The sequence below is a fragment of the Clostridium sp. SGI.024 genome (assembly GCF_050315195.1).
GTDB lineage: Bacteria > Bacillota > Clostridia > Clostridiales > Clostridiaceae > Clostridium.
The window spans coordinates 1-16,644 of record NZ_JBNPON010000001.1; the positions used below are offsets into that span (position 1 = coordinate 1).

15 protein-coding genes, 1 pseudogene and 1 riboswitch are annotated in these 16,644 nt (G+C 26.9%); of the genes and pseudogenes, 1 reads left to right on the plus strand and 15 read right to left on the minus strand.

Going from position 1 to position 16,644, the window contains the following annotated elements; all coding sequences use genetic code 11:
- From ACQRD5_RS00005 to ACQRD5_RS00060, 12 genes and pseudogenes are all read right to left on the minus strand, one after another.
- Window positions 1-365 (minus strand): DUF2089 domain-containing protein (locus tag ACQRD5_RS00005; RefSeq protein ID WP_294363799.1); only part of this gene is annotated, 365 nt, incomplete at its 3' end.
- 291 nt (window positions 366-656) lie between these two features.
- Entirely contained in the window at window positions 657-2,057 is a 1,401-nt protein-coding gene (locus ACQRD5_RS00010) for an MFS transporter (protein ID WP_294363798.1), read from the minus strand.
- Window positions 2,058-2,444: 387 nt separating this feature from the next.
- On the minus strand, window positions 2,445-3,110 hold the full coding sequence (locus ACQRD5_RS00015; RefSeq protein ID WP_291630387.1) for a deoxynucleoside kinase: 666 nt from the start codon (window positions 3,108-3,110) through the stop codon (window positions 2,445-2,447).
- Window positions 3,111-3,336: 226 nt separating this feature from the next.
- Entirely contained in the window at window positions 3,337-4,059 is a 723-nt protein-coding gene (locus ACQRD5_RS00020) for an ABC transporter ATP-binding protein (protein ID WP_320628126.1), read from the minus strand.
- Window positions 4,040-5,044: an ABC transporter substrate-binding protein gene (locus ACQRD5_RS00025; protein ID WP_320628125.1), complete on the minus strand. Its 1,005-nt coding sequence runs from the start codon at window positions 5,042-5,044 to the stop codon at window positions 4,040-4,042. Before ACQRD5_RS00025 ends, ACQRD5_RS00020 begins: the two co-directional genes overlap by 20 nt.
- A 15-nt stretch (window positions 5,045-5,059) precedes the next feature.
- Entirely contained in the window at window positions 5,060-5,845 is a 786-nt protein-coding gene (locus tag ACQRD5_RS00030) for an ABC transporter permease (protein ID WP_291630390.1), read from the minus strand.
- The gene (locus ACQRD5_RS00035; protein ID WP_294168345.1) at window positions 5,817-6,107 is read right to left on the minus strand and encodes an MTH1187 family thiamine-binding protein; all 291 of its coding nucleotides are present in this window, start codon (window positions 6,105-6,107) and stop codon (window positions 5,817-5,819) included. The genes ACQRD5_RS00030 and ACQRD5_RS00035 overlap by 29 nt, the downstream gene beginning before the upstream one ends.
- Before the next feature lie 122 nt (window positions 6,108-6,229).
- A riboswitch (TPP riboswitch) is annotated at window positions 6,230-6,338 on the minus strand.
- Window positions 6,339-6,459: 121 nt separating this feature from the next.
- Window positions 6,460-7,203 (minus strand): TatD family hydrolase, encoded by a 744-nt coding sequence (locus ACQRD5_RS00040; protein ID WP_320628124.1) that lies wholly within the window; start codon window positions 7,201-7,203, stop codon window positions 6,460-6,462.
- 62 nt (window positions 7,204-7,265) lie between these two features.
- Window positions 7,266-8,509: pseudogene (locus tag ACQRD5_RS00045) on the minus strand (DUF6179 domain-containing protein).
- A 60-nt stretch (window positions 8,510-8,569) separates the two neighbouring features.
- Window positions 8,570-9,025: a DUF6323 family protein gene (locus ACQRD5_RS00050; RefSeq protein ID WP_320628123.1), complete on the minus strand. Its 456-nt coding sequence runs from the start codon at window positions 9,023-9,025 to the stop codon at window positions 8,570-8,572.
- Window positions 9,026-9,236: 211 nt separating this feature from the next.
- On the minus strand, window positions 9,237-9,371 hold the full coding sequence (locus ACQRD5_RS00055; RefSeq protein ID WP_291630394.1) for a hypothetical protein: 135 nt from the start codon (window positions 9,369-9,371) through the stop codon (window positions 9,237-9,239).
- A gap of 325 nt (window positions 9,372-9,696) precedes the next feature.
- Window positions 9,697-11,121, minus strand: coding sequence for an MFS transporter (locus ACQRD5_RS00060; RefSeq protein WP_291630395.1), 1,425 nt, complete (start codon window positions 11,119-11,121; stop codon window positions 9,697-9,699).
- 579 nt (window positions 11,122-11,700) lie between these two features.
- Here ACQRD5_RS00060 and ACQRD5_RS00065 point away from each other — a divergent pair.
- Window positions 11,701-13,149: a sulfatase-like hydrolase/transferase gene (locus ACQRD5_RS00065; protein WP_291628568.1), complete on the plus strand. Its 1,449-nt coding sequence runs from the start codon at window positions 11,701-11,703 to the stop codon at window positions 13,147-13,149.
- 83 nt (window positions 13,150-13,232) lie between these two features.
- Here the strand turns inward: ACQRD5_RS00065 and ACQRD5_RS00070 are convergent, their stop codons facing one another.
- From ACQRD5_RS00070 to ACQRD5_RS00080, 3 genes are all read right to left on the minus strand, one after another.
- A complete protein-coding gene (locus ACQRD5_RS00070) occupies window positions 13,233-14,414 on the minus strand; it encodes an ROK family transcriptional regulator (protein WP_291628570.1) in 1,182 nt (393 codons plus the stop codon).
- 232 nt (window positions 14,415-14,646) lie between these two features.
- Window positions 14,647-16,056 carry an APC family permease gene (locus tag ACQRD5_RS00075; protein ID WP_291628572.1) on the minus strand — a complete coding sequence of 470 codons (1,410 nt, stop codon included), beginning with the start codon at window positions 16,054-16,056 and terminating at the stop codon, window positions 14,647-14,649.
- Between the two features lie 115 nt (window positions 16,057-16,171).
- Window positions 16,172-16,627 carry an ASCH domain-containing protein gene (locus ACQRD5_RS00080; protein WP_427746381.1) on the minus strand — a complete coding sequence of 152 codons (456 nt, stop codon included), beginning with the start codon at window positions 16,625-16,627 and terminating at the stop codon, window positions 16,172-16,174.
- Window positions 16,628-16,644 lie beyond the last annotated feature (17 nt).

Below are 16,644 nucleotides of genomic sequence, written 5' to 3' on the forward strand. Positions count from 1 at the left end.
TATTCTTCTTTCATTCTCTCTATTGCTTCTTGTGGCGAAATTTCTCCCTTTTCTAATGCTTCTATAACATCACTAGTAGAGCTTTTTAAATTTTTAGAATTACTTTTATATCCTAATGAATTTATTACTTCATCCAGTTTTGCTCTAACTGTAGGATAAGAAATCCCTAGTTCTTTTTCTACATCCTTTATATTTCCTCTACACATAATAAAAACTTCTATAAACTTAAGTTGCTCCTTAGATAAGTACTCAAATTTAGAAAACTCAAATTCATTTTCAATAACAGTCTTACATGATGAACATTTTAATCTAGTTGCTTTCATTTTTTTATTGCATACTGGACAAGAAGTTATCACTTTATACATACTAATCTACCTCCTGTTAATTATATCTTATTCTCACTTACTAATTTTGTCAATATCAATATCAAATTTAATTATTATTTAATTAATAAAATTAATTTTTAACTTAAAATAACTTTATATTATTAATTTCCATATTAATTTTTTAAATAATATCTTAAAAACAGTATTTTTCTTTTATTAATATAAATATTAAAGAGGCTTAGTATTTAAACTAAACCTCTTAGAAATTAAATATTATATCTTGAAATTAAAATCTAAATTTTAATATATAGTGAATATATTTATATTACTTTACGAAATATCTTTTTTCCTTAATACTCTTAATAAAGATAAAATAGCTCCAATTAAAGATATAGTTGCGATACTTATAAAAACAAATCTCATTGCATAAATAAATACATCTGCTCTCCCTTCAACATAACCTGAAACTTTATAACCAATTTTATTACTCATAATTGAATATAAAATACTTGTTGAAAGGCCTATTCCAATTGTTATTCCTAAATTTCTTATTAATCCGTTAATACTTCCTGCAATTCCTAGTTTACTTTTATCAACAGTTGACATTATTAATGAGTTATTTGGTGATTGAAACATAGCATTTCCTAATGATACTAACCCTATAATAAGTGCCACTACAAATAATTGTGTATTTTCTTTAAACAATATTAAAGAAAATAAACCTAATGACATAATACTTAAGCCTAAAGCAGATATTTTCTCACTTCCTATTTTATCAGAAAGGTATCCACTCACAGGTGCAACTATTGAAAGTATTATAGGAGAAACTGTCATCATTAGCCCTGCTAAGCCTGGAGAAAGTTTTAGTACATCTTGAAGATAAAAAGGTAAAATTATATTTATAGCTCCAACTGATACAAAAGAAGTAAATCCACAAAATATACTTAATGAAAATAATTTATTTTTAAATATGTATAAGTCTAACATAGGATTATGTATTTTATCCTCAATCTTAATAAATAAAAATAATAAAAGAAGTGATAATACAAATGCACCTATTATAATAGGATTCGTAATACCTAAGCTTTGAGAAAAATTTATAGAACAAAAAAGTAAGATAATAGAAGTCATAAATAAAATATTTCCTTTAATATCAAAAGATATTTTTTCTTTCTTTTTACTAAAACTTAATATCTTTAACACTGCAATATATACTATAATTCCTATTGGTATGTTTATTAAGAATATATATTTCCAAGGTGCAACAGATACTATTAATCCTCCTAAAGTAGGTCCAACCATAGTTCCTAAAGCTACTGCTGTTCCTGACATTCCTAAAGCTCTTCCTCGTTCAGATGCTGGAAAAGTTTCTGTAATTATTCCTTGATTAGTTGCCATAGCTGCTGCAGCTCCTATAGCTTGAACTATTCTTGATATAATTAGCATTATTAGCGTGTTAGATAATCCGCAAAGTAAAGATCCAATTGTAAAAACTGCTATCCCTATTCTAAATACTCTACTTTTACCGATTATATCTCCAAATCTACCAAATAATAATATAAAAGCACATATTGTTATCAAATAACTAGTTACTACCCATTCGATGCCAGCCATAGTTGTTCCAAGTTCTCTTGCCATAGTTGGTAAAGCAACATTTACTATACTACTATCTAGAGTGATCATAAAAGTCATAGGTAAAACTACTAATAATATTGCCCATTGTTTCTTCATAGTTTCATCTCCTTGTAAAAAAATCATTAATCACTATATAATACTCCTATTTTTTTAAAATGAAAATCTATGAAAAAAAAGAAAATATTGAAATTTAGATAAATTTCTATATTTAACTTTAACTTTTTCATATTTTCATAAAATTTCTATGTTAAATACTTTCTTTATAATTAATTTATATTTATAACTTCTTTAAATATTTTTATTTTCAGAAAATATTGAGAATTTTGACACTAAATTTCCATATTAGAATATTAGAATATATGCTAAATAAAATTTAAAAGGAGAATTTATATGATAAAAGAATTAGGGGAGTATTAATTCATATCAACTAAAAAAATAGAGCATAAAATTTGCTCTATTTTTTAATATTATCCCTATACACAACTATGCTATTGCTTCTATTTTTCTTACTTCTTTAAGCTTTTCTTCAACTAATTCTATAAGCTTTTCTTTATCTTCCTCATTGTTTACAACATCCATTTTGTCCATGTCTATTATTAGAACTTCAGATGCATTATAACAATTTTGAACCCAATTATCATAATCTTTCCATAAAAAATGATAATATTCTCTTAAGCTATCATCAATTTCAAATTCTCTTCCTCTTAAAGCTATTCTATTTAAAACTGTTTCAAATGATCCCTTTAAATAAATCATAATGTCAGGTGCCTTCTTAGGAAGTTCTTCTAATTCTTCTAGCATATTGTTTAAAAGATCTTCATAAATCTTCATTTCTAACTCATTTATTCTTCCAAGCTCCATGTTTTTCTTGGCAAAATACCAATCTTCATATATTGATCTATCTAAAACATTATTATTGTTTACTAGTGCTTCTTTTATGCTTTTAAATCTTGTATTTAAAAAATAAAGTTGTAATAAAAATGGATATCTTCTTTTTTGAATTTCTTCTTCACTTTCGCTATAGAATAAAGGTAATATAGGATTATCATCTACACTTTCATAAAATACATCTGAATTGAAATGATTTCCTAGAATTTCAGCAACAGAACTTTTACCAAGTCCAATCATTCCTCCAACAACTATCAACATGCTTCACCTATCCTTTACTTTTTGTCTTTCTCTATATTACATAATAAAAAAATCACTTTCAAGTCTTGACTTTTATAATTTGTACTACATATGGTGCTATAAGTTTTAAAAACACTATATGTTGTGTAATTATCAAAATATTTTAAATCTTAGTTTCATAAATAAAAAGAGTCTTGATATTGATATTTTAATCAATGCTCAAAACTCTTATTATTTATATGTTAATCTACATTAAATTCAATATTTGCTTTTTTATATTTATAAATTCTTCAGTAGTAACTATATTTTCATTTCTTTCTTTAGGTAAATTAACTATAATCTCCCCCTTAATAATTGCAGGCTTTTCTGAGATTATATAAATTCTATTTGAAAGTAATATTGCCTCTTCTATATCATGAGTTATAAATAATATAGTTGAATTCATTTCTTTTGTTAAATCTAATAACCATCTTTGCATCTTCCTTCTTGTCATAGAATCTAATGCTCCAAAAGGTTCATCTAAAAGCATAATATCTTTAGATGTTAAATATGTCTTTAAGAAATTAGCTCTTTGCTTCATTCCACCTGATAATTGAGATGGATATTTATATTCAAAACCACTAAGTCCAAAGTCATTTATATGTTTCTTTACTTCTTCCCTAGAATCCTTCTTATTTTTACCCTTAAAAATAAGTGGAATACCTATATTATCTATTACCTTCTTCCACGGAACCATCATATCCTTTTGATACATATAGCTTATATCACCATTTATATTAATTTCACCATTATCACTGCTAATAATATTAGTTAATATATTAAATATAGTACTTTTTCCACTTCCTGAAGGTCCAAGTATTGAAATTAACTCTCCTTCATTAACTTCAATATTAATATCCTTTAATATTTCCATGTTATCAAAGGATTTAGAAATATTTTTTATTAAAATCTTATTTTGATAAGAATTCATTTGTATAAGCCTCGCTTGCTTTCATATCCTTATTAATTAATTTATTATCATACAAGAATTTAGTATAGTTATCCCATACACTATCCTTCATTTCTCCCCAAATATTAGTACCTTCCATATACTTATCAGCTAGATATTTTTGACTTTCTATTGCTAATTCTTCACTTATTTCAGGCACCTTGCTTACTAATAATTTAGCAGCTTCTTCTGGATTTGCTATTGCATCTTCATATCCTTTTGTAGTTGCTTCCATAAACTTTTTAGCTAAATCTTTCTTATTATTAACTGTATTCTCAGTTGTAGCAATAATAGGAGTATAGTAATCTAAAGCTGGATCTAAATCTCTAACTGGAATATAATTAATATCAAAACCTCTAAGCTTTGCTTCAATATTTGTCCAAGCTTCAAAAGTCCATTCAAAGTCTAAATTATTTTTGGTTGCTATAAAGAAATCTTCTGTACCTGCATCTACCATCTTTAATTTAGTAAAATCAGCTCCATTTTTCTCCATAACAGCCTTTAAAATAGCTTCTTCTGATGGACTTCCCCATCCACCGTAAACTTTATTTTCAAAGTCTTTTACAGTCTCTATTCCCTTTTCTTTAGGTGATGTAAAGCCTGATGTGTTATGTTGTATTATAGCTGCTATTGCCATAACAGGTAATGGACTATCTGATGTTCTAGCATAAGTTAAATCTTCTTGATAACTAACTGCAAAATCACCTTTTCCTGCAGCAAGAAGCTGTAGAGATGATCCTTCTGATGGCTGAATTATTTCAACATCTAAACCTAAATCCTTATAATATCCTTTTTCCTGTGCTACATAGAACCCAGTATGATTAGTATTAGGTGTCCAATCTAAAATTAATGTAACCTTTTGTAAATCTCCATCTTTGCTAGTTTCTTTATTATTACTACATCCTGTAAATAAAGTTAATGCTGCTACTGATGCTAATACTACTGATAATAACTTCTTTTTTATCATTATTTTCACCTCTAACTAATTATTTTCCCTTTTACTATTTGTTTTTTTATAATTCCATGGAGTAAAAATTTTTTCCATAATTGAAACTAAAATAAATATTGCCATACTTATAGCTACTATTATAACTATGGCTGCAAACATTTTATCTAAAGCATAGGCACTTCTTGCTCTTGTCATATATACGCCAAGTCCCTTATCTCCTCCAAGCCATTCTCCAATTACTGCTCCCATAATACTATAAGTTGCAGCTATTCTCATACCTGAGAAGAAACTTATCATTCCATAAGGAAGCTTTAAATGTATAAATATATTAAGCTTAGATGCTCCCATAAGCTTAAAGTGATTTATTAAATCCTTGTCTACACCTTCTAATCCATCTACTATACTTATTACTATTGGGAAAAAACATACAATTACAACTACAATTATTTTAGGTAAATAACCAAAGCCAAACCATATAATAAAAAGTGGTGCCAAAGCAATAGTTGGTATAGTTTGTGATATAACTAAAACTGGATAAAGAGCTTTCTTTATTAATGGAACCATATCCATAATTACAGCTAGTATAATAGATAGTCCTATAGAAATTATAAATCCAACAGAGCCTTCATATAATGTTGCTAGTATATGAGGTATCATGACTTTAAAGTCACTAATTAATACCTTAATAACATCCGTAGGAGCTGGCATAATGTATTTTTCTATTCCTCCTGCTCTTACAGCTACTTCCCATATGCTTAATAAAATTAATATAAATATTATAGGTGCAAGTTTATTCCCTATATTTTTTGATTTTTTCATCCATAGTCACGCCTTCTTTTTTATAGTCTATTTTAACCATAGAACAAACTCTTGATGCACCTTCTTCTGTACATATCTCTTGAGCCTTCTTCACTATCTCTAGTAAGTCATCTAGTTCTCCCTCCATTGTGGTTTCCATTGCTCCAACTTCATACTTTACTCCAGTAGAAGCAATATACTCAATAACCTTGTCCACTACAGGATAAATTCTTTCTTCACTAACTGAAGGTATTACCTGAAGACTTACATTGCAAAGTGCCATAAAAAATTCCTCCTCTATATTAAAATTAACTTAAATAATTTTTCCTAAATCTGATAGAGTATATAAAAACAAAAAAAACAGCATCCCTTGATAAGAATGCTGCTCAATAGCTTAATTTGTAATGAAAAACAATACTATTCTCCCTACGTTGGCATTATCCAAATCAGGTTTATGGGTCAAAATTGTATCAATTTTATCTCAGACAGTTCACTGCCCCCCCAGATAAATTATTAAGTTTATATATACATAGTATTCATTTTGGTTATAAATGTCAAGCTAATTAATAATAATTATTAATTATATACCTTTGTGGTTTATTATTACTTTATTTTCTATGCTCCATATATAACAACTAAAACTCCTTATTTAATAACCTTTTAAAATTTTCTTCAACAATGACTAAAAACTCATTCACATTAACATCCTTAAATTGAGCTACTTTCTCATATACTTTTATTATTTCACTTGGATATCCATACTCTCCATTAACCCATTCTAATGCTGTTGGTCCATCAGTTTCAATAAGTAATTTATCTATAGGTATTCTACTTAAGACTTCATAAGTTTTTTCTGAATATCCTATATCTACACTTATAGTAAAATAACATCCAAGATCAATTAACTTTTCTAGTGTATTTATATCCCCACTATACCAATGAATTATTGCTTTATTATAATTATATTTTTTAAGAGCCTCATATATCTCTTCTTCTGCATCTTTAGTGTGAAGGCTTATAACTTTATTTCTCTTAATGCTTTCTTCTAACATAAAGTAAAATATCCTTCTTTGTGGCTCAAAGGTACTCTTATCTTCTACCCAAAGATAGTCTAAACCTATTTCCCCTATAATTTCACTTTCTTCAATATATGGAATAAGCTCTTGTAAATCTTCCTTATATTCTGCTGCCTTCCATGGATGTATACCAAAACAAGGCATAATAAATTCACTTTTCTTACTGTACTCTTTATTTTTAATATAACTTTCTATATTCATACTATTAGCTATAGTAAGTATCTTATTATCATTAATATCGCTTATTGCTTCTTCAATTTTATCTTCAAAAAAATCTAAATGTGTATGACAATCTATATACATATAATCTCCTTTCATAAAGATGATTAATTAATATCTATATACTAAAGAGTAATTTATTATTCTTAATTATTTTTATTACTTAAATACTCAATGAGCTTTATTTCCCATTTAGAATCTGAAATATAGTCTTCTTTATTATCTAAATAATATTTAAGTAAATATATTTCTTCTTGTGAAAAAGCTTTAAATAATTCTATACTGTCTTCTCCCCAAAAGCACTCACTTAATATTTCTACTAAATCTCCTATACTTTTGACTTCTTGCTTTACAATAGATACTTTATCTGAAATAAATCTACAATCTTTTATTTCAGTAATTAAGTTACGTAGCTTTTCGTTATCCATAAGCTCATTATCTATAAATATATCTTTTTCAAAATTCTCTTCATTTTTGAAACTTAGAAATATATTTTCAATATCTCCTGTTAATAATCCAACTTCTATTCTAGGATAGATATTTATCACTGATTTTTTAATATATTCTATTTCTTCTTTATCGATTATGCCTATAGTGTTGCATACTCTATTGGATGAATTTATTAATTCTTCAATGATCTCTTCTTTAGATAGTCCTTTAAATATACTTAATAACATTTCTCTCTCTATTTCCGAAATATTTAATTTAAATATATCTCTGCCTAGAATTTCAAGTCCTATAGCATTTGTTAGTATAGGCTCAAAAATATTAATTAATAACCCTTTATAATCTTTGCAATACCCATTTAATATATTAATAATTTTATCCCTATGGAATGCTTTACAAAATTTATTTTCTATAAGCAATGATTTCAAATATTCATTTATATATTCAATTCCACAAAGGCTTTCAGATACAGGATTAGAAAGCTGATAATCTATGCTACATTCTATTTTATGAGCAAAGAATCTATAATCATATTTTTTAAATGATGCTTTTATTTCCTTTAATGTATCATTGTAAGATATGTTCCCAATATTAGATGAGTTTTTAAAACATCCTCTAATAGATTTTTACCTATTACAATCATAGACTCTATTATTTCCCATGAATCCTTTAATAAATCAATTAAATCTTTTTCCATTAAACTTTTAATTGGATCTTTTAATTTCTTTAATTCTAAACCAAGAGAAAAACAAATTGATTTAAGCAACTCTTCCGCAACTTCTATTGGAACTGAAGTACTATCTCCCATGGTATATCTTTCAGTCCATTTTCCAAGTAAATTGTAAATCTTTGCTTCAATTAACATTCTCTCTTCTTTAGTAATATTTCCGTCTATTTGTATTTCATCAGAAAATACTAATAAACTAGTATTATTTTCTTCCATAATACCTCCAAAACTTTATTCATACTTTTGCTAATCATTAATTAAATATTATAATATTTATTAAATATCAGTATATCTACCTCTAAATCCATATCTTGTATTTCTACAAAGCTCCTCTAAATTAGTTTCGCTCAAATACTCTAAGGATCCTTGGCACTCTTCATTAAAATGAATTTTCATAAAAGTGATAAGTTCGTCATCAGCTATTTGCTCCATAGCTTCACCTTTAAAGTAATAAAAGCAGTCTTGAAGTTCCATTAAAGTATCTTTATAATTTTGTTGCATTATATAAGGGGAATCACAAAAAGCTTCTACTATCTTTTTCATAACGCCTTCTGAAAATTCAATTCTTCCTGTATCCTTTAGTGCCTTAAAACGATACTCAACTAGCTCATTAATATCTTCATCAGATAAAGTTAAGCCGTATTTAATAGTTAGTTCATTGCAACCTTTAAGTTCTATTACAGCTTGCTTTTTTTGTATATTCTGAAATGCTAAAGTAATATTTTCATTCATGCAAATCACCTCTTTAATACACTCTACTCCTAACATAGCACTACTACAAGACTTGAAATTTTTAGAATTTTGTGGTAATATATAAGTGTAAAATAAATATTTTTATCAAATTTTCTTCATTTATAGTTTACTAACTTAAAATTAACATATATAAAAATAACTCTAAGTAGATGAACGACATAATCTACTTAGAGTTATTTTTAGTTTAAATTTAGCTTCTATCTAATATTAATATATTTTTATATATCCTAATCATAGTTTGCATATAATATGAGTTATAATTATCTATTGTATTTCTATCAGCATTAATTAATCTACTTTTAATCACAAAACTTTTGAAGGTCACTTTTTCCTCCTCCTATCTTTGATAAGTTATTTAATATATCATAGAAGAAGCTTTCTCTCGATTAATTTTTTTCTATACTATTTATAATATATCCATCTTTTAAAAATACAATTTTTTTATGTTAATTCATCTTCATTTAATTTACTTATATTTATTTGAATTAAGTTATTATAAATAAAAAAGATATCTTAGTAACCAACTAAATTACTAGGATATCTTCATTAATATTCAAATAAATCTTTTAAAAACTATCCATAAATAAGTTCTTTCCTTACTAATTTTTCTAAAGTTTCAGTGATCATAAATCCATAATTATGGTTTTATATTAATTACTATTTATAATCTCTGCTTCTATTAATTTGTTTGCTTCTAGCTCTTTTTCACGCTTATCTGTTATAAACTTCTCCATCTCAGCTTCTTTTTTCTTATCAAGAGGATAAAACATCATAGCAATAACTGAACATAAAAATGCAGCTGCTGGAATTAAGCTTTTCATGTATACAATTGCTTTTAATGTTTCTGGTGTTTGTTGTGTAAGATTTGCTGAATATCCTACAAACTGAAGGACATAACCCATTATAAATGCTCCAAATGCTTGTGAAAGTTTATTTACAAATGTAAATGTAGATGAAACTAATGCCGACCCATTTATACCAATTTTCCACTCTGCATAATTAGCAGAATCTAAAACAGCTGATCTACATAACATATTTGTAATAGCACCAATAAGAACTGATGATATTAAGAATATCATAATTAAAAAAGTATTTTTTACAGGAGCAAATATTAACCCAAGTGCTGGAATAATAGCTAGTGCTTCAGCTAAAATTATCCCCTTTCTCTTTCCAAGTTTACCTACATACCATCCAACTATAGCAATCAATACAAAAGAAAATATAGCGGTTGCCCATCCAAGATAACCCATGAGATGTTGTTTTTCTCCCATATTATATTTAAAAAAATACATATTTAGTCCATTTCCGATTTGAAGAGCTAAAGCATCTGTCCCAAAACTAATAAGTACCATTAATAAAGCTATATTAGAAGTAACAACTTTTATTTTATCTTTAAAAGGTATTTTCTTAGTTGATTGAGCTTTAGTATCTAGAGTAGGATTGTAAACATCAAGTTTTCTAACAGACATTGCAGATAATATAAACATTATTGTACAGAATATTGCAAAAATTACTGTTACTTTAAACCATGCATCTTTATTTCCATCACCACCAAACCACTTTAACATATAAATAGCTAATGATACAGCTGCTAAATTTCCTATATTGCCAAGGGCTTGGAAGATAGCTTGAACCTTTGTACGACGAGTTGTGCTATTACTCAAAATAATTGGAAGTGCAAGTTGCGGAATTTGTACAACTGTCCACGCTAAACTATACAAAATATAAGTTGTATATGCATAAACTATTTTTCCACTTACACTTAAATCTGGAGCCATAAACATTACTACAAATATAATTCCTAATACCGGTGCTCCAAATGTTATATATGGTCTATATTTACCAAATTTTTTAGTATTAGTTCTATCGATAATCATTCCCATAATTGGATCTGTTAATGCATCTATAAGTCTAGCTACCATAAATATTGTTCCTGCTACCGCAGCTGAAATACCTAAAACATTTGTGTAATAAAACATAATATATGTTCCTACAAAAGCGAATATTGCCGTATTAGCAATATTTCCTATACTATACAAGTAAACTTCCTTATTTGAAGCCTCTAATTTTTTCATAATTTTCCCCCCATTTTTATTAATTTTTAAATTATTTCCCCACAAGATGTAAATGTTATCATGAATTCTATTATGTTTTATTATAAAATATATTTTATATACTTATAAAATCACATAATAGTATTGAGTATCTTATAATATAAGGATACTTCATTTCTAAAATTCTATTTTTCTTTATAACTCCTCCCTATTCTATTATTTTTTGAAAACGATTTCTAAACCCTTCTGCAAATGTTAGTAGTTTTTATTTCCATTTTTTACCTTCTTATAATTAATTATAATTTTTAATTTTTAATTATTCAATATGTTTTTAAAAAAAATTAGTTATTCCTTTATTTTTATTTATTTATAATATTTTTTATACGATTAATTAATTATTATTTTTAATAAATAAGAGTGCTATACTTAATTCAAAACTAATATAAATTTAAATATATATCGATTTAAACTATAATTCTTAATGTTTTTCATATTTAAACCTTTACTGTTATACATAATTAATTAAAATAAATAATTAATTAAAATAAGTGATTAATTAAAATAAATAATTGATCTCATATTTAGGAGGTATTAAATTTTATGACTAATAAGAAAAACATAATTCTTATTTTATCTGATCAGCAAAGGTATGATACAGTTAGTGCTTATGGTCTAAACGATATATGTAAAACTCCTCATATCGATGCTCTTGCTAATGAAGGAATGAAGTTCACAAATGCATTTACATCATCTCCTATTTGCGCACCAGCTCGTGCAAGTGTTATGACTGGTCTTTATCCTCATAATCATGGTGTAATAGATAATTTTACAGATATCAAAGATGGTATTCCTGTACTTGGAAAGTGTATGAATGAACAAGGATATTATTGTGGTCTTGCTGGCAAATGGCATGTTTCTGCAACAAAAACACCTGAAGATTGTGGTTTTGAAGGAAAACCTTTTATGGGATATGGATTCCCTGGAAGCCAAGTATTTCCTAGCTTAATATTTAATCAACCACCTGATAACCTTCCTAATTACTATGAAGAATACTTAAGAGAAAACAATTTCAATATACCTGATGTTTCGAATGGCTTCTTAGGTAATAATCCTGCCCTTCAAATTCAAGAAATGTATGCTAAGCATGAAGGACCAGTAGAAAGTACTATAGAATACTTTGTTGCTCATGAAGCTAATCGTTTAATTGATGATGCTATTAGACAAGATAAACCATTCTTAATTTGGGCTAACTTCTGGGGTCCTCATTCTCCAAGTATTGTTCCTGAACCTTATTACTCTATGTATGACCCAAAAGATATTAAGGAACATCCAAGTTATAAAGATGATTTTAAGGATAAACCTTATGGCTATTACCTTACAGAAAAAATGTGGGGGCTTGGAGATTACGGATGGGATGGGTTTGCAGATATATCTGCTAAATACTATGGACATTGCACAATGATAGATGATATGGTTGGACTAATAGTTGATAAGTTAAAAAAACTAGGAATATATGATGATACTATTATTATATATGGTGCAGATCACGGTGATTGCCTTGGTGCACATAAGTTAATTGAAAAAGGTGCATTTACTTTCGATGAAATATATAGAATTCCAATGATAGTTAAAGGACTAGGAGATAAGGATAATGATAGCTTTGTTTATTTACAAGAAATCATGCCAACACTTTTAGAAATAGCAGGTACAAAACCACCTAAAGCAGTTGATGGTGAAAGTCTTCTTCCTTTAATGAATGGAACTAAGGAAAGCAATAATAGAACTGAAATATTTGGAGAATTCCATAATCACTTTTATGTATCACGTCAAAGAATGGTAAGAGATAATAAATACCAATTTACCTTTAATGAAAATGAAAAAGGTGAACTTTATGATTTTACCAACGATCCATATCAATTAAACAATTTATGTTATAATGAAAGATATAAAGATATAAAAAGCGAATATATGGAAAAGCTATCTCATCATTTGAAAGCAAGTAATGATCCAGCAAGCGTATGGTTTCATCGTATAAAAGAATTTTATTAAAAATATAAAATAGGAGTATAGATAGATTTTCACAAAAACAAATTTATCTATACTCTTCTTAGTATAAAATAGAAATTTTATTTTTAATTAATAAAGTAATCATAAACAACTCTAGCACTTGCTCCTATAGCTCCATTAATAGGTTTATACGTTACTAATTCTATATTAGAAAAATACTTATCTCCTATAAAACTTAAATCTTTTTCAATATATGATTTAAATTGATTAAATAAAGTCTTATCCTCAAATAATCGCCCATGCAAGAAAATTTTAGTTGGATTTATTATCATAGATAGATTTGAAATGGTCATACTTAAATATTTTAATGCTTCTATTATATATTGTCTTATAACTTCATCCCCTAAATTATATGCAGTTATAATATGTTCAATGTTCACCTCTTTATCTTCTTTCACTAAACTGTCCAAAATAATAGATGCTTTATTTTCAAGTAATATTTTCGCTGTTTTTATTAACCATCTTTCACTTGCATAAGTATTTAAACATCCATTTTTCCCACATTCACATCTCTTTCCATCTACCTTAACAATTGTATGTCCTATTTCTCCAGATATATAATCATTGCCTTGGAATAATTCTCCATTAATAACATTTGCGCAGTACATTCCAATGCCTAAATGAAAAAAAGAAAAATTTTCCGGACTTTTTTTAGGCTGAAATAAGTACATTCCCATAGCCATACACTTTACATTATTATCCATAACAATAGGTAAATTAAATCTCTCTTTAATTTTTTTAGGGAAAAAATTTTCCCATATATTAGAATCCGAAAATAGTTCTGTAGCGTTATTATTTATCTTACCTGGTACACCTATACCTATTCCTAAAATCTTATTATTTATATGTTTATTTTTTTGCATAAGTATTTGTGTATTTTTAATAATAAATTCTGTTATATTCGATATTTCATTATACGTTGTTGAATATATTAATTCATCTATAATATTACCTTTTAAATCAGCTATACAAAAAGATATATTTTTTTCATTAAATTCTATTCCAATTTCATAACAATAATTAGGATTTAAATCTATTAAAACACGCTTTCTTCCTGGCATATTATCACTTTGTTCAACTTCACCTAAATCTATAACAATTTCTTCGTTAATAAGTTCAGTTATTGTCATTGTTACTGTTGCAGGAGTAATATCGGTTTGCTCTGCTATAGTTGCTCTAGATACAGGAGCATTCCTAAAAATATACTCTAATATTCTACTTCTGTTAGTTCTTTTTATAGAATTCATATTCCCCCTCCTTTTCTACCTATATTTAATTAAATATATACTTATACCACATATATTTAATACCTTACTTTAATTTATTAAAATATTTTTATAAACTAAAAATTACCACAATCATATTATACATAAACATCTAAATTTATACAATTTATAGGATATCAACTATAAACTTTATCTTAATAAAAAGAAAGCTGTCTCATATGTAATTAATTAAATTACTGAGACAGCTTCTTTACTATTCAAATTTATTTGTTCTCTTTGCTATATATGGTAATATTAATCCTAATGCAATTAATATAAATGGAGTTATAATATTTAATAATAATTGGAATGTATCTTCTGAATACATTCCACCTATACAAGCAAATGCTGTAAAGGCAAAACACCAAGCACCAATAATTATTCCTAAAGTTCTATTTTTAACAAAATAGTATTCTCTTTGGAATTTGTCTCCTGCTTTCTTTAAAGCTATATATGCAACAAATACCCATAAGTATCTTAATGGCATACATACTGCATTTAGCTTTACTAACCATCTAACTAACTCATCAACACTACCTATTCCTATTGCTGGAACTATAATTAATATAGAAACTATAATAAATATTAACTTAAATCCATTAGTATATGCACCATTTTTATTTCTTACAAATAGTTTTTCTGGAATAAATCTTCTATCTCCACTATCAAGCAACATACGTAATGGAGCATCAATTGAAATTATTAGTACAGCAAATTGACCAATCATATTTGTAATTGCATAAGCTATAACAAATAAATTACCTACTCTATAATACTCACCTAACTTTTGGAATGCATAATATGCACCATTTGTCATTAAATCCTTAGGAATATTATTTGAATCAAACATCATTCCTAATGATATTGTTCCAAGTATTGCAGTAACTGCAACCATAATAGCTAATGCTATCATTCCCTTTGAAAAACCTTTTGCTGGATCTTTCATTTGATTTACATATGGTGATATTTTTTCACAGCCACCAACAGCAAAAACTAATATTGATAAACTCGTGAAAAATGCCATATCAAACTTTGGCATAAATGTACTTAATGACCAGTCAATTTGATTTAACTGAACATTTGTTATTGCTGGTGCTGCCATCATTAATAAAATAAATAGCATAGACATTACAAACATAGAAGTTCCTGCTAAAGAAGATAATTTCTTTAATGGATTTAATCCCTTAGATGCAATGTACATAGCAACTATAAAAATAATTAAACAACTTATTTGTAGTAATACTGTATTCATACTACTAATTCTACTATCTTGGAAGATAGCCCAACTTGTTGCAATCATAAAGCTATTAGGTTTTTGTGAAATGTATGGCATATGTACAATCCAATATGTCCACCCTGCATAATATGCTATCTTAGGTCCTATAGTTTCTCCAACCCAAGAACTAACTCCACCACCATGACTTTTGAATGCTGATCCTAATTCTCCTACCATTAAAGCATATGGTATAAAATATATTGCAAAAATTATTAACCAAGCAACAATTGCTTGTAGTCCATTGTATTCAGAAAATCCGTTGATTACATTACCAAATCCCCAAACACCTGAAAAGGCCATTAATGCAAGAGTATACCACATGATTTTTTTTCTTTCGTTTTCTAGCATAATTTTAACCTCACTTTAATAAAATAAAAAACTACAACTATTATAGTACCATATTTGTAGTTTTTTTTCATTATTTTTATACATTTTATTATTTATATTTATTAAATCCATTACTTTATTCTTGATAAATGACTTCGAAATCCTCAAAGACTACTAACATATCTTCAGTAAATTCATATCCAATTTCTTTTCCCTCATTGCTAAAAAATCTTATATGTCCTTCTCTCCAGCTTTCTAAGGAATCATCTTCTCCTTCTCGGCTACAGATATCGTAGGTAATATCTTTAAAGGGAATAATTGTAATATTCTTAGTTTCTATTATACATCTAGGATTTCCATCCCAATCAGTAACAATACTTAAATCTCCTATTTTAGGTAAATTGCTACCTTCTTTTTCATAAGCCTCAAAACTACTTGAAGTAGCTTTTTTCTTACCTTCAAGTACAAGCTTTAGTAATTTATTTGCTAAGTCTTCTGTTAATTCAAAATGAAAAGCCTCTAAGTATTTTGTATTCTTATCATATCCACTTTTCTCTAGGAATCTATTCCAAAATAAGTCTATTCTATTCATCTTTTATATTCCCTCAA